Raw genomic sequence first — 20,867 nt, forward strand, 5'->3', positions numbered from 1 at the left:
CTCTACAGCTTGACGTACTCGGGGCCGCCGCCCCCCTCGGGGGGCACCCAGGTGATGATCTGGTAGGGGTCCATGATGTCGCAGGACTTGCAGTGGACGCAGTTGCTGGCGTTGATCTGGAGCCTGCGCTTGCCGCCCTCTCCGGGGACCATCTCGTACACCGCCGCCGGGCAGAAGTGCTGGCAGGGATTGCCGAACTCCTGGGCGCAGCGCGTCTCGCAGATCGAGGTGTCGGCGACCAGCAGGTGGACCGGCTGGTCCTCCTCGTGCTTCGTCCCGGAGTGATAGACGTCGGTCAGCTTGTCGAGCATCAGCGGGTTGTCGTAGCGCGGCGCCACCTCGTCGGGCTGCAGCGGGCCGTCCCCGAACTGATCCCGGATCGATCGAAGGCGCTCATGCCCGGGCTCCGAAGGAAGGGGATCGCGCAGGCCGCGGCCGCCGGTCACCATCTGCAGCGCCGAGTGGATCAGGCCCGGCAGGAGGCCTCCGCGGAATCCGGCGTGGAAATTCCGCACGCGCCACAGCTCGTGCCCCGCCCATGACTCACGGAAGCGGGTTTCGTAGCGGGCCAGGAACGCCGCCGAGGTGTCGCTGGCGACGAGGGATTCGAGGATGACCTCGGCGGCGATCTGCCCCGCCTTCATGGCGGTGTGAATCCCCTTGAGGCGCATGCCGTTCAGCATCGAGGCCGAGTCGCCGGCGATGAGGCAGCCGGACAGGTAAGGCCGGGGCATGGCGTAGATCCCCCCCTCCGGGATCGCCTTGGCGCCGTACGACAGGACCTTCGCCCCCTTGAGCATCGGTGCGATCGCGGGGTGGGTCTTGAGGGCCTGGAACAGGGCGTGCGGGTCGAGGCGGGGGTTCCGGTAATCGAGGCCGACGACGAGGCCGATGTCGAGCAGGTCGTCCGCCATGTTGTAGATGAAGGCGCCGCCGAACGTCTCCCGATCCAGCGGGAACCCCATGGTGTGGATGACGCGCCCGGGCGGCAGGCTCCCCTTGGGACAGGTCCAGACCTCCTTGAGTCCGACGGCGTAGACCTGGGGCATCCGCCCCTCGTCCAGGTGGAAGCGCGCCTGGAGCGCCTTGGCCAGCGTGCCGCGCGGCCCCTCGGCCAGGACCGTGACCTTGGCGCGGATGTCGATCCCCGCCTCGAAGTTCGGCTTGCGCTTCCCGTGCCGGTCGATCCCCTTGTCGCCGGTGCGCACGCCGATCACCCGATCGCCGTCCAGGAGCGGCTCCGCGGCGGAAAACCCCGGAAAGAGATCGACCCCTTCCTTCTCGGCCTGCGCCGCCAGCCAGCGGACAACCTTCCCGAGCGAGGCGACGTAATTGCCGTGGTTCCGAAGCGGCGGCGGGACGATTGGAAAGGGAAATTTGCGGCGACCGGTCAGGAACCAGACCCCATCGTCGGTCACCGGGCTCTCGAGCGGGCAGCCGCGCTCCAGGAAATCCGGATAGAGTTCCAGAAGCCCCCGCGGGTCGAGGACGGCGCCCGAGATCCCGTGCGATCCGATCTCGCGCCCCTTCTCCAGAAGGACGATGCTCACTTCGAGGGGCGCCCCCTGCCCGGTGCGCGCCACGGCCTCGTTGTGCTCCCGGACGAGCTGGCGCAGCCGGATCGCGCCGGCGAGCCCCGCCGGCCCGCCGCCGACGAACAGGACGTCGACGTCCAGGGTGTCGCGCTCGGTCGTGGTCATGCGAGGTTGCGCATCGTCCCGGAAATCATACTATGGCCTCGTGCTTCTCCACCCGCGCGCCGCCGCGTGCGTGTTAGACTGAGCCGGTCGCAGGGAAGCGCCTCGGGGCTGGTGTCCTGCGCGGACTTCAAATCCGTTGGGAGTCGGGGGAACCCGGCTCCGGTGGGTTCGATTCCCACACGCTTCCGCCATTCCCTCCGCACCGATGAAGAACAGGGAGGCCCCATGAAAAAGCTGGCCCTCTTGGTCGTAGTCCTCGTGGGAATCTGGCTGGGCGTGAACTACGTGAGGACGGGGCAGTTCTCCTTCCTGCCGACCGTCCTCAGCGCCGAGGAGCAGCAGGTCCGGGACCTGGAACGGGAGCTGGCGGGAGTCAACGCCGAGCTGGCGCAGTCCGGCCGCGCCGCCGGCATGACCGGCATGGCCACCACCACCGATGTGTCGGCGCTGATGCAGAAGAAGGAGCGGATCGAGAAGCAGCTCGAGGAAGCGCGCCGGAAGATTCACTGAGCTTCATCCCCGAGGACGTCGATCTCGAAGATCCGGCAGTCCTCCTCGCGCGCGAATTCCCCTGGTGTCAGGTCGGGAGCGAGAGGGAGGAGCATCGGGATCCCGTCCTTGCGGCGCCTTTCCGAGGCGGGATAGAGAGGCTCGAGCGTCAGCACCCCCGGCATCCGCCACCCTTCGATCCTCGGGAGATTGTGCCGGCGGGCCCACGCGAGGGCGCTCCAGAAGAGATCGACCAGGTCGTCCTTGGCGCCGCGGCGCGCCCCGTGCTCCCGCCAGCGCAGTGTCGGCGGCGCGGCCTCCAAAACCACGTACCCCTCGACCCGTCCCCGCCTCTCGAGGACCCAGAAGGGACAGTCCTCCCCGCGCCGGCGGAGCCGCGCGAGCCGCTCCTCCAGGATCCGCTCCCAGTCGTCCCGGCCGCGATCGAGGCGCAGGACCTGCCCGCGAGTCTCCTCGTGATGGATCTCGAGGACGGCGTCGAGGTCCGAAGGCGCGAAGGGCCTGATCCCCGGCACGCGCGACTCGGGGTCCTCTGCCCTGGCGACCCAGGCGGGCTCGCGGGGCCAGGCCGCCGGCAGGACCGTCCGGCAGGCGGTCTCGCTTGCCGGAAGCGCGCGAAATCCGACGGATCGCCAGGCTTCGGATCCGGCCTCGGCCAGGGCGAGCGCCAGGTGGCAGCCCAGGGCGCGCGCCTCCTCCAGCTCGCCGGCATCCGACAGGACCGCGATTTGGACCGGCCGGCCATCGAGGACACCGGGATGGCGCCGCACGCGGATCAGAGCGGGTAGGTGAAGACGACGTCGACCGGCACCTGCTCGATCCGCTTCAGCGCCTCGCGCACCGCCGGGTCGAGCGTGCCGAGCTTCTTGATGAGGGCGCCGGCGCGGTCGTAGTCCCCCGTCGCCTCGATCTCGAGGAGGGTCTTCGCCAGCCCCGCGATCGCCGCATCGAACTTGCGCGGGCGGACCGAGAACTCCCCCCTCTTGCGGTCGAAGTCGATCCCTTCTTCCGCGAGCAGGTAGTTGAGCTGGATGGCGTTGGCGCGGCCGTGCGCGTCCTCGGTCCCGAAGCGGACCGATCGGAAGATCGAGGCGAGGTACGTCGCGCGGTTCTCCTCGGCCTCTTCCTCCGTGAAGATCTCCTGCGCCACGAGGTGTTGCATGTCGAACATGCCGACGACGTCCGCCTTCGCCTCCTCGATGGCCGGGTAGCGCTCCAGGAGCGCCCGGCGCACCGTCAGGTCCTTCTTCCCCGCCACGTAGTCGACCCCGAGCGTGTGCGACAGCTCGTGCAGGAGCACGTTGGTCACGAAGGCCTCCTTCGTCACCAGAGGCTGGTCCTTCTTCGGCAGCAGGATCTGGGCGATCGGCAGGAGGATGGCGTCGAACTTGGCCTCCAGGACGTTCTTGTAGATCTGCTTCTTGGCCCCCTTGTCCTGGAGGACGCGCTCGTCGTTGGGGAGCGACGCCGCCACCGTCTTGATGCCGGCGTTGAAGTCGCCCGAGAACCGCACGACGTTCAGGATCTCCAGCACGTTGCCGCTGCCGGTGTTCGACTTCTTGAAGGCGTCCTCCACCGGCAGGGCCTTCGCCATCCCGGGCAGGTTCTGCTTGTAGACCTCGAGCGCCCCCGAGGCCTTCGCGTCCTTCACCAGCGCGGCCCCTTCGTACGAGGCCTTCAGCCCCATCAGGAGGTCATCGTAGGTCTCGATCGGTCCGATCACGACGTCGATCTGGTTGTCTTTGACGTCCAGCCAGGCCGCGTCCGACGCATAGTAGTCCCCGCGCAGGAGGGCCTCCGAGCGCAGCGACAGGTACCGCCTGAGGCCCGGGCTCTCGACCAGGGCGGCCGCCTCCGCCAGGGCCCGCGACGCCACGGCCAGCTGATCGAGGTAGACCTTCTCGTACGGCAGCGCCACGAGCGCCCCGTCGATCCGCCGGATGACCGTGTCGTTCCTCTCGAACTCCTCCTTCAGCTCGGGGAAGGCCTGCAGGCGCCGCTCGAATTCCTCCTTGGTCATGTCTTCGGGATAGAAGCCGGCGCCCGGCAGGCGCCGGCCCGTCGGCGACCCGGCCGGGGTGAATCGCTCGTTGTCATTGCGGATGTCGAACGGTCCGTAGTTGATGAGCAGGAAATCGCGATACAGCTTCTCGACCGGCGTGGAGGCGGATTCCAGCGCCCGGCGCGCCTCCAGGGCCTGGCGGCCCATCTGCTTCCAGTAGACCTCGTCCACGGCGTTCACCGCCGTCACGATCTTCCCGAGCGCCTCGCGCTCGCGGGCGCCGAGACCGGACAGGTCGGCCTGGAGACGCACCGGGGCGTAGGCCAGGAGGCGGGCGCGGATCTCGTTTTCGTCATGGGCCCCGGGCGCCGCTGCGCCCAGGAGCAGGGTGCCGATCACGACCGGGCCCATGATCCGCGAAGGGATCGTCCTGGAAGTCATAGGCCCTCGACTGTAGCAGACACGGGGCCCGGCCGGAAGCGGTTTTGACAGGGGGGGAGCCGGAACCTATATTTTCAGGACGGGGCCGGCCTGCCCGCCGGCAACGCGGAGACTGGATGGGGTCCCTTTCGGGCCACCCGCCCGCAGGCAGCCGACATAACCTGATGGACGGCCTCGTCCACGAGGCCGGGCCCTCGCACGGCCGGGTGGCCCGCCTCTTCGAGAGGCTCCTGGGCCGGCGCCGCCAATTCGTGGTCGACCCCTCCTACCAGCTGCGCTCGGCCATCATCGCGGTCCTCGGCATGTGCTTCCTGCTGATGTTCGCGGCCGCGCTTCTGCACCTCCTGAGCGTTGAAAACGCGCGCCTCCTCGTCGATCGCGTCCCGATCGCCAAGGGGGCGGTCGACGCCCACGATCTCCGTTCGGTCCTCTACCTGGTCGGGGTCGGGCTGTTCTTCGTCGCGGCCGTCTTCGCCATCGAGATTTTCGAGACGCACAAGACGGCGGGAGTCGTGAACAAGGTCACGCGCGGCCTGCGGGACGTGGAGTCCGGGCGCTGGGGGGCGCGCGTGACGCTCAGGAAGCACGACAACTTCAAGGAGATGGAGGAGGCGTTCAATGCCGCCACGCGCGCCCTGCGCGGCCACCTCGATCAGGATCTGCACGGTCTGCAGGGGATCGAGAGCCAGATCCGCCTCATCGCGCGGGAGTTTGAATCGAACAACCGCGAGGGGGCCCTGGTGCTGCTGCGCCAGGTGGCCTCCGAGATGCAGTCGTTCCGCGAGCGCAAGCGCAACCTGCTGGAACAGGCGCCGGACACTCCCCGGTGGCAAAATCGGGGTTGACAAGCGCCGATCCGTGCGGTACTAGTAGCGGGACGCGGTCGAGCGTGAATTGCTGACCACAAGAGCCGTTGCTTTTGTGGGTTTTTTTTGTCCTGACGTGGAGGAGGGTCCCCGGTGACCAAGGGCAAGGTGAAGTGGTTCAATAACAGCAAGGGTTACGGCTTCATTCAGCAGGAGGACGGCACGGATATTTTCGTCCATTTCTCCGCCATCAAGGGGGATGGGTACAAGACCCTGGAGGAAGGACAGGCCGTCGAGTTCGAGGTCACCCAGGGACCCAAAGGCCTCCAGGCCGCAGGCGTCTCCAAGATCTGACGGCAGGGACCAGGAGCCTTTCCGAGCATCCGGCCGGACCCGCGCGCCGCGTCCGGGCGGCGGGGCGTGATCCGGCCTGTGGTACGATTTCCGCTCCATGCCCCGCCGGAGAAACCCGCCAATCCACAGCTCTGCCCTGCCCCTGATTGCCGCGCTCATGGCGTTCGTCGTCGCGCTCGCTTGCGGCGAGGCCGATCCGGCCCGGACGCTGGCCGAAGCGCGGCGCCTGCGCGAACAGGGGCAATCCAGGGAGGCCGCAGACCTGCTCGCCCGGCTGATCGAACGATCGCCCGGCGACTACACACTGCACTATGAGCGTGGGCTGGCCCTGCTCGCCGCCGGCAGCCACAAGGAGGCGCTGGGGGAAGCCGGGAGCGCCATCGAGGCCGACCCCAAGGCCGCTGACGCGCGCCTGCTGCGCGCCGACGCTCTGATGGCGCTCAGCCGCGACGAGGAGGCCCTCCCGGAGCTCCGGCAGGTGGTCGGGTCCGAACCGACCCGCGCGGGAGTGCATCGGCGGATGGGGATCATCCACGCGCGGGCGGGGCGGCTGCAGCAGGCGATGAACCAGTTCGAGAAGGAGCTGCAGGTCAACCCGCAGGACGCCGAGACGCTCACGGAGGCCGGGATCTTCTACCTCCAGTCCGGCCAGATCCCCGAGGCGGCGGAACGCCTCGAGCGCGCCGTCTCCGTGGCCCCGAAGTCGCCGCGCGCCCGCCAGTTCCTGGCGGAGGTCCGGTTCAAGCAGTCCCGCCACCAGGAGGGGCTCGATCTGCAGAAGAGCGCCCTCGCCGATGATCCCGGCAACGTGATGCTGGTCGTGAACCACGCCGCAGCGCTCGAGACCTACAGCGACCCGCACGTGGCCGAAGAGGTCCTCAAGTCCGCGCTGGACCGCGGCCTCAAGGACGTCCGCATCTACGTGCAGCTCGGCAGGCACTACCGCGAATGGCTGCGCTTCGACGAGGCGATCGCCGTCCTGAAGCAGGCGATCGCCATCGATCCGGCCAGTTCCGACGCCCATTTCCACCTCGCCCGGACCTATCTCAACGGGGCGAGAACCGCCGAGGCGCTGGCGGAGTTTCGCGAGGCAAGCCGCCTGGCCCCCACCGACCCCTACGCGTACTACTACATCGGCTCGATCCTCGCCGGACAGGGGAACGTCGGCGAGGCGATCCCGCTGTACCGCCGGTCGCTCGAGCTCGACGCGCTCAACCCGAAGGCCCACTACTCGCTGGCGAAGGCCCTGGCGAAGACCGGCAACCAACAGGAGGCGGCCGCGGAGTTCGCGCGGCACGCCGAGATCCTCAAGAGGCTCCGTGAAATCAAGCAAGAAGGCGTCGCGACCGCCGACTGAGTGCCGGATCCGTCACGCGGCGCCGGCCGGTCTCGGGACCGCGGCGGCGCTCCTGGCCCTCCTGAGCGCCGGGGCGGCCGGCTCCCCGCCCGCCGCCGGTCCCGGCGCGGCCGCCACGCGGCCGGCCCCACGGTTCGTCAATACCGCGCGCGAAGCGGGTCTCGTCCTGAACAACGTCAGCGGCGAGATCAAGAAACTCACAATCGACGAGACCGTCGGGAACGGCGTCTGTCTTTACGACGTGGACGGCGACGACCGGATCGACGTCTTCATTCCGAATGGCTCGCGCAAGCGCCCCTTTCCCGCCGGAGAGGCGCCGCGCTCCGCCCTGTACCGCAACCGGGGGGACGGCACCTTCGAGGACGTCACGGAAAGGGCGGGAGTCGCCTCCCGGGGTTACTGGGCCCAGGGTTGCGCCTTCGGCGACTACGACGACGACGGGCGTCCGGATCTGTTTCTCACCGGGTTCGGCCGCTACATCCTGTACCGCAACCTGGGGGACGGGAAGTTCCAGGACGTCACGCGGTCCTCCGGCCTCGGCGGGCGCGGCTGGAGCACCGGCGCCGCGTTCGGCGACTACGAAGGCGACGGCCGGCTCGACCTTTACGTGTCGCACTATGTCGATTTCGACCCCGCCGGCCCTCCCCTGCCCCTCCCCGGATCCCTGCGGAACTGCTTCTACAAAGGGACGCCGGTCATCTGCGGCCCGGGGGGGTTGAAGAAGTCGATCGGCCGGCTGTTCCACAACGAGGGCGGCGGAAAGTTCCGGGACGTGACGCGCCAGGCCGGGCTCGTGACCGAGCCGTCCGGCTACGGCCTCGGCGCGGTCTGGACCGACCTAGATCTCGACGGCGATCTCGACCTGTACGTGGCCAACGACAGCACGCCGAGCTGGCTCTACAGGAACGACGGACGGGGGCGATTCACCGAGATCGGCGCCATGGCCGGCGCGGCCTACAGCGAAGACGGGCGCGCGCAGTCCGGGATGGGGGTCGCGTCAGGCGACTACGACAACGACGGATGGTTCGACCTGATGGTCACCAATTTCTCGCACGACTACTCCACCCTGCGCCACAACGACGGCTCCCTGCAGTTCACCGACGTGTCGATGTTCTCGGGCGTCGGTGTCGCGACCCTGCCCTACCTCGGCTGGGGCACCGGCTTTCCGGACTACGACAACGACGGCCGCGCCGACCTGTTCATAGCCAACGGCCACGTCTTTCCGGGCATCGACGAGAAGCGCCTCGGCACGACGTGGAAGCAGCCGAACCAGCTGTTTCACAACGAGGGCGGCGGCCGCTTCCAGGAGGTCACCTCCCAGGCCGGCCCGGGCTTCCAGGAGCTTCACAGCGCCCGCGGCGCGGCCTTCGGCGATCTCGACGACGACGGCGACATCGATATCGTCGTGAACAACATCGACGAGCCCCCCAGCCTGCTGCGCAACGACGGCGGCAACGCCTCCCGCTGGATCGGCTTTCGCCTCGCCGGCGCCCCCCGCAACCGCGGCGCCGTCGGCGCCCGCGTCACCGTCGTCGCGGGCTCGCTCCGCCAGGTGAAGGAGATCCAGGCCGGCTCGTCCCACAACTCGTCGAACGACCCCCGCCTCCTGTTCGGTCTCGGCACCGCCCCCTCCGTCGACCGTATCGAGGTCCGCTGGCCCGGCGGCCGCATACAGGCTCTCACTGGATTGCAGGTAGGCAGGTATCACGTCATCCGCGAACCCGAACCAGGGCACCCCTGACCGTCCGTTAATCCCGCAGCATGTGAAGAGTCTTCGCAGCGCAGACTCCGTGCACCGCGATCCAGTCATCTCAAGCGGGATGAGCCGCGCGCGCCAGCGCGCCGGCTCCATCCCGCGTTCAGGGATTGGGTTGTGAGAGAACTTCCTTCGACGGCTTCGCGGGTTGCGGCGGAGGCGTGGGCATCGCATCCGGCGCGGGGTCGCTTCTGAGCTTGGGAGGAACAGGCTTGGAGGCTGCCGACGGGTTCTTCAGGTCGGGGTGCTTCGTGTAGTAGTAGTCGACGATCCACTGCGGAACGTACCCCTGGTCCTTGCTCTCCGGGCGGCTGTTGAACTTGGTCTCGAACTTCCCGTCGCCGTCCGTGTCCATGATGCTGTACTCGAACGGCGGCTTGCCGTCGGTGTCGACCAGCACGCCGAACACGCGCCCTTCGATCTCGAAGGTCATGAAGTGGGTGCCGTCCATCTTCCGGTACCCTTTCAGGAGCGTCTCCTTGCCCGCAATCAGCGGCGTCCGATCGGAAACCCGGATCATCTCCTTCGCCGAGGTGACGATGTTCGGAAACCTCCACCCCTGCGGGTTGATCTGGATCTCCGCCCGCACCCCCGCCGACGAGAGCAGCAGAAGCGAGAGCCCGGCGCCTGCGTAGTTGATGATCGAGCCCCGCGCACGACCTGGCATCCTGTCTCCCGCGATCAAGCCATCTCCCCTCCGGCTCAGCCGCGCGCGCAGCGCGCCGGCTGCAGCCGGAGTGGTCTCAAATTATAAGTGAGACTCGAAGCCTTCCCCACCCGCGGCCGCGCGAGCGCGCCGGCCTAGTCCTCGGGCTTCCCGTCCGGATAGCTGTTGGCCAGGATCGTCTTGTAGTACGGCAGCAGCTTCTCCCGGTACACGGCCAGCAGCCGATCCAGCAGGTCGGCGGGCTCGCGGCTGTAGATGATCTGCGCCCCGGTCTGTTTCTCGACCAGGCCGACGATGATCTCCATCTTGTCGGCGATCCCGCCGGTCCCCTGCAGGATGCCGATCACCTTCCCCTCGTCGAAGGCGATGGCGAACTCGCCCAGGGTCCCCGACCGGCCCCCCATGAACACCACCAGGTCGCAGGTTCGGATGTTCTCGATTTCGCGCCCCATGAGGCCGCTGCCGGTGTAGACCAGCACGTCGTACCCCTCGTAGGGCGAGTGGTACTTCATGCTGTGCTCTTCGAAGTTCAGCGCCGGCGAAATCCCCACCACGATGCCGCCCGCCGACTTCGCCCCCTTGACGGCGTAATGAGGCAGGCCGGGACAGGCCCCGGTGACCAGCACGCAGCCCCGCGTCGCGATCGCCTTCCCCATCTCCGTGGCCATGCCGATGGCCTTCTCGTTGATCGTCCCGCCCGCCGAGCCCATGACCCCCACGGCGATCTTGAGGCGACGCGCCCTCTCCTCGACGAAGTTCTCCAATTCAGCCTCCCTGGGATGGCGGGACCGGCACCCGGTTTTTCATGTCTCCGCGCCGAGTCTAGCACCGTTGACCCGAATTGACCGGCCCCGCCGCAGCGCTTATACTGGCGCCCCTTTGCGGCAGAGGAGCCCGTCCGGAGCCGGCTCATTCCAAAGACGACGTGACATCGAGAGCGATCGGATCGGCCGCCAACACGAACGAGCACCGCCGGAGCTGCGCGGCCGCCGCGCCCGGGTCCGGGTGGCGCCGTGCCGCGCTGTACGCCGCCGGCGTGTTCCTCCTCGCGGCCTGCGGCGGCGGCGCCGGCCCGGACGTGATCGGCCCGAAGGAGGGGGTCGGTCACCCGATGGCGGGGCGCCGGGCCCCCGACTTCGTGGCGCAGGACCCCTCCGGTTCATGGCTCCCCTCCTCCAGCCTCAAGGACCGGCCGATCGCCCTCCTGTTCTTCCGCCCCGGTGCCCCCTTCGCTCCCGACCTGGCGCGCGAGATGGGCAGGATGCGGGCGGACCCGACCTTCCAGTCCATCGTCTTCCTGGGGATCACCCGGGAATCCCTGGACCGCATCAAGGAGTTCATCCGGATCCAAAGACTGTCCCTGCCGATCCTGCGCGACCCCGACACGATCGCCCGGGACTACGGAATCGGCGACGTCCCGACCGTCGTCCTGATCGACGGCGACGGCATCGTCCGGTTCCGCATGGAGGGGTATCTTGGCCGGCAGTTCCAGCCGCGCCTGAACGCCACCGAGGCGGCCCTGCGCGAGCTCCCGCGCCTCGGCGCCCCGAAGGGGATCGCCTTCGATCTCGCCTACACCGAGCACCCGCGGGCGCCGGTGTTCAGCGCCCGCGACATGGACGGGAAAAAGGTGGATCTGGCGTCGTTCAAGGGGCGGGTGGTGGTGCTGAACTTCTTCGACCAGGACTGCCCGCACTGCCAGCGCGATCTGCCGCTCATGGCCCCCGTCCTGAGGGAGTTCCGTTCCCGCGGTGTTGTGGCGATCGGCGTCGCCAGCCGCGACGTCGGCGGGCAGATGCGCCGCTTCCTCAAGGACCACGGCGTCGACTGGCCGGTGGTGATCGACCCGGCGCGGGACATCTTCCGCCAGTACGACTCGAGCCGGACCCCCGACACGTTCTTCATCGATCGCGACGGGTTCGTGCGCTTTCGCGAGCACGGCGATCGGACGGACCGTGCCGACCTGACGCGCCTGGAGCTGCGCCTGCTTCTCGGAGAGGAGCCGAAGGCCCTGGCCGCTTCCCTGCCGAAGGACCGCTACGTCGGCGACGGGGCCTGCCGCACCTGCCACGAGCGCGAATACGCCGACTGGCTGCTCACGCCCCACAGCATCGCCTGGGACAGCCTGGAGAAAGGGGAAAAATGGCGCGATCACGAATGCGTCGGATGCCACGTGACTGGCAGGGACCACCCCGGTGGATACGTCGATCCGGAGAAGACCCCCCAGATGCTCAACGTCCAGTGCGAGGTCTGCCACGGCGTCGGGGGGGGGCACCCGGCCGGGGTCGCGGGAGCGCCGCTCGAGCCCTCAGCCATGAAGGGGATCTGCGCCTCGTGTCACACCGGCAAGTTCGTCCTGAATTTCGATCCGGACGAGGCCCTGGCCTTGGTGGCCCACCAGGACCATCCCGACCTCGACAAGTTGTTCCAGTACAGCGACGCGCAGCGCCAGCGGCTCGAGGCGATCAACACGAGGCGGCTGGAGAAGTTCAAGTCGGGCGTCGCCTATGTCGGCGGCGCCGCCTGCCGCGACTGCCACGCGGCCGAATACGAGCAGTGGAATCGGACCCCGCACGCCGCCGCCTTCGCCGTCATCCTGCAGGCCGGCAGGGGGCACGACCCGACGTGCACCCCCTGCCACACGACCGGCATGGGCCACAAGGGCGGGTTCGGCGACCAGGCGGCGTCGGGCGGGGCAATGACCCACGTGCAGTGCGAGGTCTGCCACGGCCCGGGCGGGGACCACGTCAAGGCCCCCGCTCCCCTGAAGAAATCGACGATCTACGGCATCACCGACCAGTGCTCGTTCTGCATCATCCAGGGCGTGTGCGCCACCTGCCACGACCAGGCCAACGACCCGAAGTTCGACATCGAGCGCGCCCTCCCGCTGGTGCGCCATCGCCCCGGGCCGGCCCCCGCGTCGAACCGGCCGGCGACCGGCCGCTCCGGGACGCGGTGACCTCCTCCGCGCGACCGGCCGACCCGCTCCCCGGCTTCCTGGCCGCGGGGACCTGCGTCCTGATCTGGGGGGCCAATTATTCGATTGCCAAGCGGCTGCTCCTCGAGGTCGATCCGCTCGCCGTGGCCTGGGTGCGGGCCGCGTCCGGCATCCTGTTCTTCGGGATTCTCCTAGTCGCGGGAAGCGGCTGGCGAGGCCACCTGGCCGGCCTGAAACGTGCCGCGCCCCTCGGGTTCCTGGGAATCTTCGCGAACCAGCTCCTGTTCATGACCGGGCTGAAGCGGACGTCCGCGGCGCACTCCGCCATCCTGATCGCCCTGCTGCCGGTGTTCGTCCTCCTTCTGTCCGCCCTCGAGCGCTTCGAGCCGGTCGGCCTGCCCAAGGTCGCCGGGATCCTGATCGCCTTCGCGGGCGTGTGCGTCATCGCCCTCGAGCGCGGCGTCGACTACAAGGGCTCCAATGTCCTCGGCGATCTGCTGACCCTCGCCGGCGTCCTGGCGTTTTCCGCGTATACCGTGTTCGGGAAGCCGGCCCTGCGCGACCTGGGGCCGCTGCGCCTGACGGGGCTCGCCTTCGTGACGGGGGGCGTCGGCATCGTGGTGGTCACCCTCCCGGCGGCGCTCCGCCAGGACTGGGCCTCGCTGTCGCCGGCCGCCCTCGTCTGCCTGGGCTGGGTCGTGGCGCTGTCGACCATCGTCGCCTACATCCTCTACTACTTCGCCCTGTCCCGCATCGACCCTTCCAAGGTCGGGGCCATGATGTACCTGCAGCCGGTCGTCGCCGCGGTGATCGCCTATTTCATCGCCCGCGAGAGCTTCGGCGTTCCGTTTCTTCTCGGCGGAGGCCTGGTCCTGTCCGGCGTCGTCCTCGCCGAGCGCGGCTAGGAGCCGCCCCGCGGCCGGCGTTCCGCGTGCTATCATCCCGCCGCCCATGATGGGGAGTTCTGCGAACGATGGACCGCGGTCGAGTGTCGACATCCGGCAGGGCGCTCGCGTCCGTGGCGCGCTCGCTGCTGGCAGCGCTCCTTGCGACCGTGCTGTCCTTCGCCTGCTCCGCCCGGAGAGCTGAGATGCCCGCCGACCTGGTTCTCTACGGCGGCTCGGTGATGACGCTCGATCCCGCCCGTCCCGAGGCGCAGGCGGTGGCGGTGCGCGGCGAGGAGATCGTGGCGGCCGGCCCCACCGACGACATCCTCCGCCTGGCGGGGCCGCAGACCCGGCGCATCGATCTGCGCGGCGCCCTGGTCGCCCCCGGCCTCACCGACGCGCACGCGCACGTGCGCTCGCTGGGGGAGCAGCTGGCCACCCTCGACCTGCACGGCGTGGCGAGCATCGCGGACGTCGTGCGTCTGGTCCGGGAGCGCGATCGGTCGCTGCCGCCGGGCGCCTGGATCACCGGCCACGGCTGGGATCAGAACCTCTGGCCCGGGAAGCAGTTTCCGGATCACGGGCCGCTCACCGGGGCCGCGCCCGGCCGTCCCGTCTGGCTGACCCGGGTGGACGGGCATGCCGGCTGGGCGAACCTCAAGGCGATGGAGGCGGCCGGCGTCGGCTCCACATCCAAAGATCCGCCGGGCGGGCGGATCGTGCGCGACGGCCGGGGCCGGCCGACCGGCGTGTTCGTCGACAACGCCCAGGAGGCCATCGAAGAGGCGCGCCCGGATCCAACGCGCGCGCAGGTCAAGGAATCGATCACCCGCGCGCTCCGGCGCTGCGCCGAGTCCGGCCTGACGGAGATTCACGACGCCGGCGTCGGGACCGTGGAGGTCGAGGCCTATCGCGAGCTGGCCGACGCCTCGGAGCTGCCGCTCCGGGTCTATCTCATGTGGGGCGGCTTCAACGACGTCGCGCTCGAGCCTCTGGTCGAGCAGCCGCCGTTCATCAACTACCGGAACCGGCTGACGCTGCGGGCGGTCAAGCTGATGATCGACGGCGCGATGGGATCGCGGGGGGCGGTCTTCGAGGAGGACTACGCGGACGACCGGGGCAACCGCGGCCTCCTGGTGACGCCGGCGGAGGAGATCGAGAGGCGCGCCACGCTGGCCATGCGCCACGGATATCAGGTGTGCACGCACGCCATCGGGGACCGCGGCATCCGCTTGACGATCGACGTTTACGAAAGGGCGCTTGCCGCCGTCCGCCCGCACGATCCGCGGCCGCGGATCGAGCACCTCCAGTGCGTCAGGCGGGAGGACGTGCCGCGCCTCAAGGCCTTGGGTATCATCGCCTCGATGCAGCCGAGCCACGCCACCAGCGACATGCCCTGGGCCGAGGATCGCGTCGGCAAGACGCGCGGCCTCGGTCTCTACGCCTGGCGCTGGGTGATCGACTCCGGCGCGGTCCTCGCCGCCGGATCCGACTTCCCGGTCGACCCCGAGCAGCCGCTCATCGGGCTGCACAGCGCGGTCACGCGGCAGGACCTGAAGAACATGCCCGAGGGGGGCTGGCACCCCGAGCAGCTCATGACGATGGACGAAGCGCTCCGCGCCTACACCCAGGGGGCGGCCTACGCGGCCTACGAGGAGGAGCACAAGGGGATGATCGCCCCCGGGTACTGGGCCGACCTGACGGTCTTCTCGAAGGACCTGAGGACGATTCCGCCCTCCGAAATCCCGCGCGCCGGGATCGACTTCACCATCGTCGGTGGCAAAGTGGTCTACGAGCGCCCTGAGCTCCGCGACGCCGCCGCTCGATCCCGGTAGGGGTCGATCCGCGCCATCGTCCGTGTCCACCCTGGCAGACGATCGTCACCTCGGGACGTGTTCTTTTCTCGCCAACCGCTTGGGAATACCCCGCGCCTGCTACTGGCATTCCAATTGCTAGAGAACTGTCGTGTATCTGATGAAGGTCAGACATCCCGCCTTCTATCCAAGAAAGGAGGGAGACGCATGATCCGCACGCTGCTGTCTCTTCTGATTGTGTGCATGTTCGCCCTGGCCGGGAGCGTGATTCTGGCCCAGGCCGATTCCGAAACTCCCCTTCAGGAAGTAGCGCCCAGTGCCCAATCGGGTTCGTCGACGGGGGATCCGATGTACCAGGACGCTCCCGCGCAGCAGGAGGGCATGGCACCCCAGCCCTCGACCGCAGCCGGGGCAGAGACGCACGAGTCCCTGCCCGCGACGGCGAGCCCTCTGCCGCTCGCGTTCGCGATCGGTGTTCTGGCCCTCGGGGCCGTTTCGGCCCTGCGCGCTTACCGGCTCCGCAGCCCCCACTGAGGGGCCCGTGGCCGGGGGTTCCGCGGCGCCGTGCACGGCGCCGCGGAGCTTCCTCATCCCGGACGGCCTCCCATGCGCTGGCTCGAGCGAATTCTTGGCGGAATCGCCATCGGCTTCCTGGGATTCTGCGCCTGGTCGTGGCTCGATGCCGGTCTGTACCAGACGCTGCAGGGGCGCCGTCTGGATTCCCTTCTCGGCTCCGCGTCCCGCGACGTGCCTGCATCGCTGCCCGGGGACATCGCCGCCGCCACGCGCTCCCAGGCACGGAAGAGCGGGCTCGTCGGCCGGATCGCGATCCCGAGGCTCGGCATCGACGCCATCGTCGCCGAGGGGACCCGGTCGCGCACCCTCAGGCGGGCGATCGGCCACGTATCCGGGACGGCGTACCCGGGCGAGCCGGGCAACGTCGCTCTCGCCGGCCACCGGGACACGTTCTTCTCCCACCTGAGGGACGTGCACCCGGGTGACCAGGTCCGGATAACGACACCCGATGGCCAGTTCGAATACCAGGTGGTCTCCAGGACGGTGGTCGGTCCCGAGAGGGGGGAGGTCCTGGCGGCGTCCGACGGCCCCACCCTCACGCTGATCACCTGTTTCCCCTTCCAGTACGTCGGCCCCGCGCCGGGCCGGTTCATCGTCCGCGCGCGGCAGGCCGTCCCTACCCGGAGCCATTGACCGGACGGCAGGAGCCCGGCCGAGTATTCGGCAGGGCAGCGCGCATGACAGCCGCGCGCATGACCCTTGCCACCCCTCCGCGGGCAGCGTATATTCCCGCGCATCGAACCCGATCGGAAACCGACCCTTTCTGAGCGTGCGAGGTGCCACATCCGGCTGGCGATCGCCGAGTTCCAGACAGGCCTGACCGCGGCCGACGCCCCTCTCGATCGCTACGCGCGCGGGGAGGTCACTGCCATGACGTCCGGGCAGAAGCGCGGCGCGCTCCTGTTCTTCGGTAAGGCGGGGTGCGTCTCCTGCCACGCGGTCGCCGGCCCGGCGAACGAGATGTTCAGCGACTTCCGGCCCCACCGCATCGGCGGACCGCAGGTCGCCCCCGCGTTCGGGGTCGGGAGCGGCAACGTCATCTTCGACGGGCCTGAGGAGAACGAGGACTTCGGCTTCATGCAGACGGAGGGGGACCCGGCGCTGCGCTACATGTTCCGCACGGCCCCCCTGCGCAACCTGAAGGTCTCCCCGGGCTTCTTCCACAACGGGGCCTTCGGAAGCCTGGAGGCGGCGATCGCGCACCACCTGGACCTCGATCGCTCGCTCCGCCGCTACGATCCGGCGGCCAACAATCTGCCGTCCGATCTCCACCCCGGCCCGTTCAAGGGGATCCTGCAGGCCGGCATCGACCCCTCGCTGCAGAAGCCGATCCGGCTGAGCGACGACGAGCTCGGTGATTTGGTGGAGTTCGTTCGCGACGGGCTGTTCGACGCGCGCGTTCTGGACTTCTGCGATCGCCTGCCTGATTCGGTCCCGAGCGGGCTTCCCCTGCAGCTGTTCGAGGGGTGCCCCTGATCGTCCCCGAGTCGCCTGGCCGACACCCGCTTAGGGCGCATCCTGGGCTTCCATCGCCCCGAAGAACGCCTCGATATGCGGCAGGAGGCCGTGGCCCTTCCAGATGCGCCGCACGGTCGATGGGCTCAGACCATACGCGGCGGCCATGGTCCGGACACTCCAGCGGCCCGCCGGCTGGGGGATCGTCTCGCGGGTCGCTCTGACGATCGAGTCCACCAGCCCCGGGGGGATGCGGTGGGGGCGGCCCCGGCGCGGGGCCTCGTGCAGGAGCGTCTCCGCGCCCCCAGCCTTGAAGCGCGCGCGCCATTGGATCACCGTGGGACGCGAGACGCGCAGGCGTCGCCCCACCTTCCGGTTCGAGATTCCCTCGGCTGACGCGAGCACGATGCGGGCCCGGGTGACGACCCGTCTGGACAGGTCACGTGATCGGGCCATTCTCCGCAATGTCCGCCGCTGGGCAGCATCGATCACCAGACGAGGAGCCGGGTTCCACATGGCTCGACCCTACCCGACGGAGGAATAATTGTCAATAAATTTATGAAACAGGATTGCATCGGCCCAGCCCCCCTGGCGGTTTCCTGTTGCCGGGAAGCTCCCTCCGTCGTATAACAGAAGCCTTGGGGCGCAGGACGCCGGCCCCGAAAACGGAGGATCGCGTGAGTCACCTTTGCCGCCGGCCCGTGGTCTGGCTGATCCTCGGGCTCGTCTCGCTGCTTTCCGCCCTGCCTGCGCGCGCCGTGGAGCCGGGGGTGGACATCGCCGCCCCCCGCGTGGTCACCTCGGTCGTCAATGCCGCGCTGGCGTTCGTCCCGGCAAACCCGGTCGTGGAGCAGGGGGATTACGTGCGCTGGCAGAACATCGGCCTGGGGTCGCACACCTCGACCAGCGGGCCGACCTGCGGGGTGACCGACGGGCGGTGGGATTTTCCGCTTGGCGCCGGAGTCGTGACCCCTGCGCGGCAGTTCATTGAGCCCCCCATGACCATTCCCTACCACTGCACGCCGCACTGCCTGCTCGCCATGACGGGCACCGTGACGGTGACCGGGCTCATCGACCTCGCAGCGGCCCATTCCGGCGGCATCCTGACCCTGACCTGGTCCGGCGGAAGCGGACACTACCAGGTCGTGCGCAGCGACAACGCGCTCTTTGCCGGTGCCGGCACCCAAACCCTCGCCCCGGACGGAGGGGCCGACAGCGGGACCACATTCACCGATGGCCTGACGCAGCCGGCTGCGGGGAAGGCAGCTTTCTATCTGGTGATGAACCGGACTCTGAACTGATCCACTCGCCTCCTCGAACGGGCGTGGCGCGCCCTATCCGGATCTCGAGAAACGACGGAGACTCAAATCATGCGGAGATGGATCCCGATTTTCGTCGTTGTTGCGACGGCTTCGCTGCACGATGCTTCGATCATCGTGCGCGCCCACGGGGGCGCCGCAGCCGACGTCACTCTTGGGGGCGAAATCCTCGACCTGGCTTGTTACGTCGCCCATGGCGGCCGGGGCCCGGATCATCAGAAGTGCGCCCTGAAGTGTGCCGAGCAGGGGCAGCCGATCGGCCTGCTCGGATCCGATGGCAAGATCTACGTCCTGTTCGCCGACCATGCCGACGGGTCAGCGTACGGCAAGGCCCGGATGCTGGCGGGATCGAACGTCGAGATCAAGGGCGAGCCCGCCAGCAAGGGCGGCATCAACGGCCTGACCGTTCACGACGTCAAGAAACTCTAGCTTCCCACTGAGCCCTGCGAACCCGACGGCGCGCCTTGTCGGATAGTAGCGGCTCATCGCCTCGCCAGGAGGGCGCCGAGCGCGGCGAGCCGGCTGTGCGAGGCGAACGGCATGACCACCTCCGGGACCGGGGGAACTCAGGAGGCCCGATTCCAGCCGAAAAAAACCCCGGCCCCGCGATCGCGGGGCCGGGGGGTCTGTCGTCAAACCGGGAACCGCGCTGACTGCGGTTCCGCCCGCGCTCCTCGGCCTATGGGGCGAGGATCGGTTGCACGAGCGAGAAGTAGAAGGCGAACGCGCCGTCCACGGTGGCGTTGTCTTCGCCCGGACCGCTCGAGCAGACCTGGCTGGGGTTGAGGCCGCACGTCCCGCTGAGCTGCCCCACGATCTGACCCGTAGAATTGGCGATCGGCGAGCCGCTGCTGCCGCCATCGATCGCGCCCGTGATGTCGCGGCTGTAGATGCGCTCGCCGCGCGGCCAGCCGGAGCAGGTCGGCGCCGATGTGTCCACGTCGTGCTGCGAGTAGACCTGGGGACCGAAGTTCGGGTTGCTGACCCGGTAGAGATGGATCCCGTTGCTGTTGGCCACGGGTGTGGTGTTGTAGCCCAGCACCACGGAGCCCGACGGTGGGGCCGCGTTCAGGTGCAGCAAGCTGAAGTCCCCCTTCCGGCCGGTCTTCGAGACGGTCGACCCGCTCGTCTGGTACGGCCAGCCGGAGTTGCTCGGGCAGCTCGTGGCATTGCAGGACGAGGTGGCGAACCTCCAATAGAAGTTGACGTTTTGCGCGTTGCTGTTCTTGCTGACGCAGTGGTTGGCGGTCAGGAAGAAGTTGTCCTGGGACGGGTTGAGGTCGTTGATCAGGCCACCCGTGCAGGTGTAGATGAAGGCACCCTGGATCCACTCCATCTTGGCGACGGCGAGCTTCAGGTCGGGAGCGGGGGCTGTATTGACGCAGGTCGCATCGACGATGCAGGCGGCGTTGCCGCAGGGCCAGCCCGGAGGGGGCGGCGCCTGGGGGGTGATGTCGAGGCTGCCGGCGAAGGACGGCGTGATCAGGCCGGCCTCGACGACCCGGAAGGTGACGTCGCGCAGGGAACGCTCGGCCGAAGGACCCGCGACGCGAAGCTGCAGGATGGCCTCGGTCGCGAAGATGGTCTCGGTCCAGAATTCCCCCGTGCCGTTTCGGCCGGTGTCTGTGTAGGGTCCGAACGCCTGGCCGTCGCGGCTGTAGAAGTAGAGCTCGGCGCCGCGGGGAAGGGACATGTCCTCGATGTGCAGGCGGATTGCCCCCGCACCCTCGGCCGTCACCAACGCCGCCCAGGCGTATCCGCCGTCCGACGTCCGCTGCGCCAGCCCGCTCGTCCCGCGGCCGGGCTGCCGATCCTGCGGTCCGCGGCTCAGTCCGTACAGCTCGAGTCCCGGGGCGAGAGCCTTCACCAGGCCGATCTTGAGCGGCACCGAAGCCCGCGCATCCCTTTCGATCGCGGCGACCTCATCCGGGGTGAGGCGAATCCGGAGCTCCCGGTCCATCGCGGCCGCGGGGAGCTCGGCGCCCAGCCGTCGGCTCAGCTCGGCCTGCTGCTGCAGGTGCTCCTCGGCGGTGAAGCCCTCGGTCACGTATCGCATGGGGGCTTCGGCGTACGGGCCGGCGGTCACCGGTGAGGTCCAGGCGACGGCCACGAATACGGCGACCAGCAGGGACAGGAGCGAGAGGCCTACGTACCGTCGTGTCGCACCGGTTGCGTTTGCCATCTGGCACACTCCTTTCAGTGGGTGGGGACCTCGTTGGGGTGGGAGAACGGACTGCGGGCCCGGCACCGGGCGGGTCCCGTGGATCCGATGCTGGAAGCGCCGC

Annotated in this window: 20 protein-coding genes and 1 tRNA gene; 14 read left to right on the forward strand and 7 right to left on the reverse strand. The window is 68.9% G+C overall.

Annotated elements, in window-relative coordinates:
* Positions 1 to 2 precede the first annotated feature (2 nt).
* Positions 3 to 1,700: an electron transfer flavoprotein-ubiquinone oxidoreductase gene (locus tag VGV60_17955; protein HEV8703159.1), complete on the reverse strand. Its 1,698-nt coding sequence runs from the start codon at positions 1,698 to 1,700 to the stop codon at positions 3 to 5.
* Between the two features lie 93 nt (positions 1,701 to 1,793).
* Here VGV60_17955 and VGV60_17960 point away from each other — a divergent pair.
* Both VGV60_17960 and VGV60_17965 read left to right on the forward strand, forming a co-directional pair.
* Positions 1,794 to 1,891: transfer RNA gene (locus VGV60_17960), tRNA-Sec, on the forward strand.
* A gap of 34 nt (positions 1,892 to 1,925) precedes the next feature.
* A complete protein-coding gene (locus VGV60_17965; protein HEV8703160.1) occupies positions 1,926 to 2,210 on the forward strand; it encodes a hypothetical protein in 285 nt (94 codons plus the stop codon).
* On the opposite strand, the gene VGV60_17970 is transcribed toward VGV60_17965, so the two are convergent.
* Positions 2,204 to 2,980 carry a hypothetical protein gene (locus VGV60_17970; GenBank protein ID HEV8703161.1) on the reverse strand — a complete coding sequence of 259 codons (777 nt, stop codon included), beginning with the start codon at positions 2,978 to 2,980 and terminating at the stop codon, positions 2,204 to 2,206. The genes VGV60_17965 and VGV60_17970 overlap by 7 nt on opposite strands.
* A gap of 5 nt (positions 2,981 to 2,985) precedes the next feature.
* Positions 2,986 to 4,653, reverse strand: coding sequence for a Zn-dependent hydrolase (locus tag VGV60_17975; GenBank protein ID HEV8703162.1), 1,668 nt, complete (start codon positions 4,651 to 4,653; stop codon positions 2,986 to 2,988).
* Between the two features lie 116 nt (positions 4,654 to 4,769).
* Between VGV60_17975 and VGV60_17980 the strand changes: the two genes are divergently transcribed.
* From VGV60_17980 to VGV60_17995, 4 genes are all read left to right on the forward strand, one after another.
* Entirely contained in the window at positions 4,770 to 5,498 is a 729-nt protein-coding gene (locus VGV60_17980; protein ID HEV8703163.1) for a hypothetical protein, read from the forward strand.
* Positions 5,499 to 5,612: 114 nt separating this feature from the next.
* Positions 5,613 to 5,813: a cold-shock protein gene (locus VGV60_17985; GenBank protein ID HEV8703164.1), complete on the forward strand. Its 201-nt coding sequence runs from the start codon at positions 5,613 to 5,615 to the stop codon at positions 5,811 to 5,813.
* Between the two features lie 97 nt (positions 5,814 to 5,910).
* A complete protein-coding gene (locus tag VGV60_17990; protein ID HEV8703165.1) occupies positions 5,911 to 7,170 on the forward strand; it encodes a tetratricopeptide repeat protein in 1,260 nt (419 codons plus the stop codon).
* Positions 7,133 to 8,911, forward strand: a complete 1,779-nt coding sequence (locus tag VGV60_17995) for a CRTAC1 family protein (GenBank protein HEV8703166.1) — start codon at positions 7,133 to 7,135, stop codon at positions 8,909 to 8,911. Before VGV60_17990 ends, VGV60_17995 begins: the two co-directional genes overlap by 38 nt.
* Positions 8,912 to 9,029: 118 nt before the next feature.
* Here VGV60_17995 and VGV60_18000 read toward each other — a convergent pair whose 3' ends face one another.
* Positions 9,030 to 9,593, reverse strand: coding sequence for a hypothetical protein (locus VGV60_18000; GenBank protein ID HEV8703167.1), 564 nt, complete (start codon positions 9,591 to 9,593; stop codon positions 9,030 to 9,032).
* 134 nt (positions 9,594 to 9,727) lie between these two features.
* Positions 9,728 to 10,357, reverse strand: coding sequence for a hypothetical protein (locus tag VGV60_18005; GenBank protein ID HEV8703168.1), 630 nt, complete (start codon positions 10,355 to 10,357; stop codon positions 9,728 to 9,730).
* Positions 10,358 to 10,518: 161 nt separating this feature from the next.
* Between VGV60_18005 and VGV60_18010 the strand changes: the two genes are divergently transcribed.
* The 6 genes from VGV60_18010 (at position 10,519) to VGV60_18035 (ending at position 17,284) form a co-directional block, all read left to right on the forward strand.
* Positions 10,519 to 12,552 (forward strand): redoxin domain-containing protein, encoded by a 2,034-nt coding sequence (locus VGV60_18010; protein HEV8703169.1) that lies wholly within the window; start codon positions 10,519 to 10,521, stop codon positions 12,550 to 12,552.
* Positions 12,549 to 13,436 carry a DMT family transporter gene (locus VGV60_18015; GenBank protein HEV8703170.1) on the forward strand — a complete coding sequence of 296 codons (888 nt, stop codon included), beginning with the start codon at positions 12,549 to 12,551 and terminating at the stop codon, positions 13,434 to 13,436. The genes VGV60_18010 and VGV60_18015 overlap by 4 nt, the downstream gene beginning before the upstream one ends.
* 68 nt (positions 13,437 to 13,504) lie before the next feature.
* Positions 13,505 to 15,253 carry an amidohydrolase gene (locus VGV60_18020; GenBank protein ID HEV8703171.1) on the forward strand — a complete coding sequence of 583 codons (1,749 nt, stop codon included), beginning with the start codon at positions 13,505 to 13,507 and terminating at the stop codon, positions 15,251 to 15,253.
* 186 nt (positions 15,254 to 15,439) lie between these two features.
* Complete coding sequence (locus tag VGV60_18025; GenBank protein HEV8703172.1) at positions 15,440 to 15,766, forward strand: hypothetical protein; 327 nt, start codon at positions 15,440 to 15,442, stop codon at positions 15,764 to 15,766.
* A gap of 72 nt (positions 15,767 to 15,838) precedes the next feature.
* A complete protein-coding gene (locus VGV60_18030; protein HEV8703173.1) occupies positions 15,839 to 16,441 on the forward strand; it encodes a class D sortase in 603 nt (200 codons plus the stop codon).
* A 237-nt stretch (positions 16,442 to 16,678) separates the two neighbouring features.
* Complete coding sequence (locus VGV60_18035) at positions 16,679 to 17,284, forward strand: hypothetical protein (GenBank protein HEV8703174.1); 606 nt, start codon at positions 16,679 to 16,681, stop codon at positions 17,282 to 17,284.
* A 30-nt stretch (positions 17,285 to 17,314) separates the two neighbouring features.
* Here VGV60_18035 and VGV60_18040 read toward each other — a convergent pair whose 3' ends face one another.
* Complete coding sequence (locus VGV60_18040) at positions 17,315 to 17,719, reverse strand: helix-turn-helix domain-containing protein (GenBank protein HEV8703175.1); 405 nt, start codon at positions 17,717 to 17,719, stop codon at positions 17,315 to 17,317.
* A 221-nt stretch (positions 17,720 to 17,940) separates the two neighbouring features.
* On the opposite strand from VGV60_18040, the gene VGV60_18045 reads away from it, so the two are divergent.
* The gene (locus tag VGV60_18045) at positions 17,941 to 18,564 is read left to right on the forward strand and encodes a hypothetical protein (protein HEV8703176.1); all 624 of its coding nucleotides are present in this window, start codon (positions 17,941 to 17,943) and stop codon (positions 18,562 to 18,564) included.
* 69 nt (positions 18,565 to 18,633) lie between these two features.
* Positions 18,634 to 19,011 carry a hypothetical protein gene (locus VGV60_18050; protein HEV8703177.1) on the forward strand — a complete coding sequence of 126 codons (378 nt, stop codon included), beginning with the start codon at positions 18,634 to 18,636 and terminating at the stop codon, positions 19,009 to 19,011.
* Positions 19,012 to 19,261: 250 nt separating this feature from the next.
* Here VGV60_18050 and VGV60_18055 read toward each other — a convergent pair whose 3' ends face one another.
* Complete coding sequence (locus tag VGV60_18055; GenBank protein ID HEV8703178.1) at positions 19,262 to 20,764, reverse strand: trypsin-like peptidase domain-containing protein; 1,503 nt, start codon at positions 20,762 to 20,764, stop codon at positions 19,262 to 19,264.
* Positions 20,765 to 20,867: the final 103 nt, after the last annotated feature.

The sequence above is a fragment of the Candidatus Polarisedimenticolia bacterium genome, from assembly GCA_036001465.1.
GTDB lineage: Bacteria > Acidobacteriota > Polarisedimenticolia > Gp22-AA2 > Gp22-AA2 > Gp22-AA3.

Excerpts from the sequence above, each read along its gene's own strand:
- VGV60_18055 (HEV8703178.1), bottom strand. The coding sequence starts at position 20,764 with ATGGCAAACGCAACCGGTGCGACACGACGGTACGTAGGCCTCTCGCTC.
- VGV60_18050 (HEV8703177.1), top strand. The coding sequence starts at position 18,634 with ATGCGGAGATGGATCCCGATTTTCGTCGTTGTTGCGACGGCTTCGCTG.
- VGV60_18000 (HEV8703167.1), bottom strand. The coding sequence starts at position 9,593 with ATGCCAGGTCGTGCGCGGGGCTCGATCATCAACTACGCAGGCGCCGGG.
- VGV60_17975 (HEV8703162.1), bottom strand. The coding sequence starts at position 4,653 with ATGACTTCCAGGACGATCCCTTCGCGGATCATGGGCCCGGTCGTGATC.
- VGV60_17955 (HEV8703159.1), bottom strand. The coding sequence starts at position 1,700 with ATGACCACGACCGAGCGCGACACCCTGGACGTCGACGTCCTGTTCGTC.
- VGV60_17980 (HEV8703163.1), top strand. The coding sequence starts at position 4,770 with ATGGGGTCCCTTTCGGGCCACCCGCCCGCAGGCAGCCGACATAACCTG.
- VGV60_18035 (HEV8703174.1), top strand. The coding sequence starts at position 16,679 with ATGACGTCCGGGCAGAAGCGCGGCGCGCTCCTGTTCTTCGGTAAGGCG.
- VGV60_17965 (HEV8703160.1), top strand. The coding sequence starts at position 1,926 with ATGAAAAAGCTGGCCCTCTTGGTCGTAGTCCTCGTGGGAATCTGGCTG.
- VGV60_18025 (HEV8703172.1), top strand. The coding sequence starts at position 15,440 with ATGATCCGCACGCTGCTGTCTCTTCTGATTGTGTGCATGTTCGCCCTG.
- VGV60_18030 (HEV8703173.1), top strand. The coding sequence starts at position 15,839 with ATGCGCTGGCTCGAGCGAATTCTTGGCGGAATCGCCATCGGCTTCCTG.
- VGV60_17990 (HEV8703165.1), top strand. The coding sequence starts at position 5,911 with ATGCCCCGCCGGAGAAACCCGCCAATCCACAGCTCTGCCCTGCCCCTG.
- VGV60_18040 (HEV8703175.1), bottom strand. The coding sequence starts at position 17,719 with ATGGCCCGATCACGTGACCTGTCCAGACGGGTCGTCACCCGGGCCCGC.
- VGV60_18020 (HEV8703171.1), top strand. The coding sequence starts at position 13,505 with ATGGACCGCGGTCGAGTGTCGACATCCGGCAGGGCGCTCGCGTCCGTG.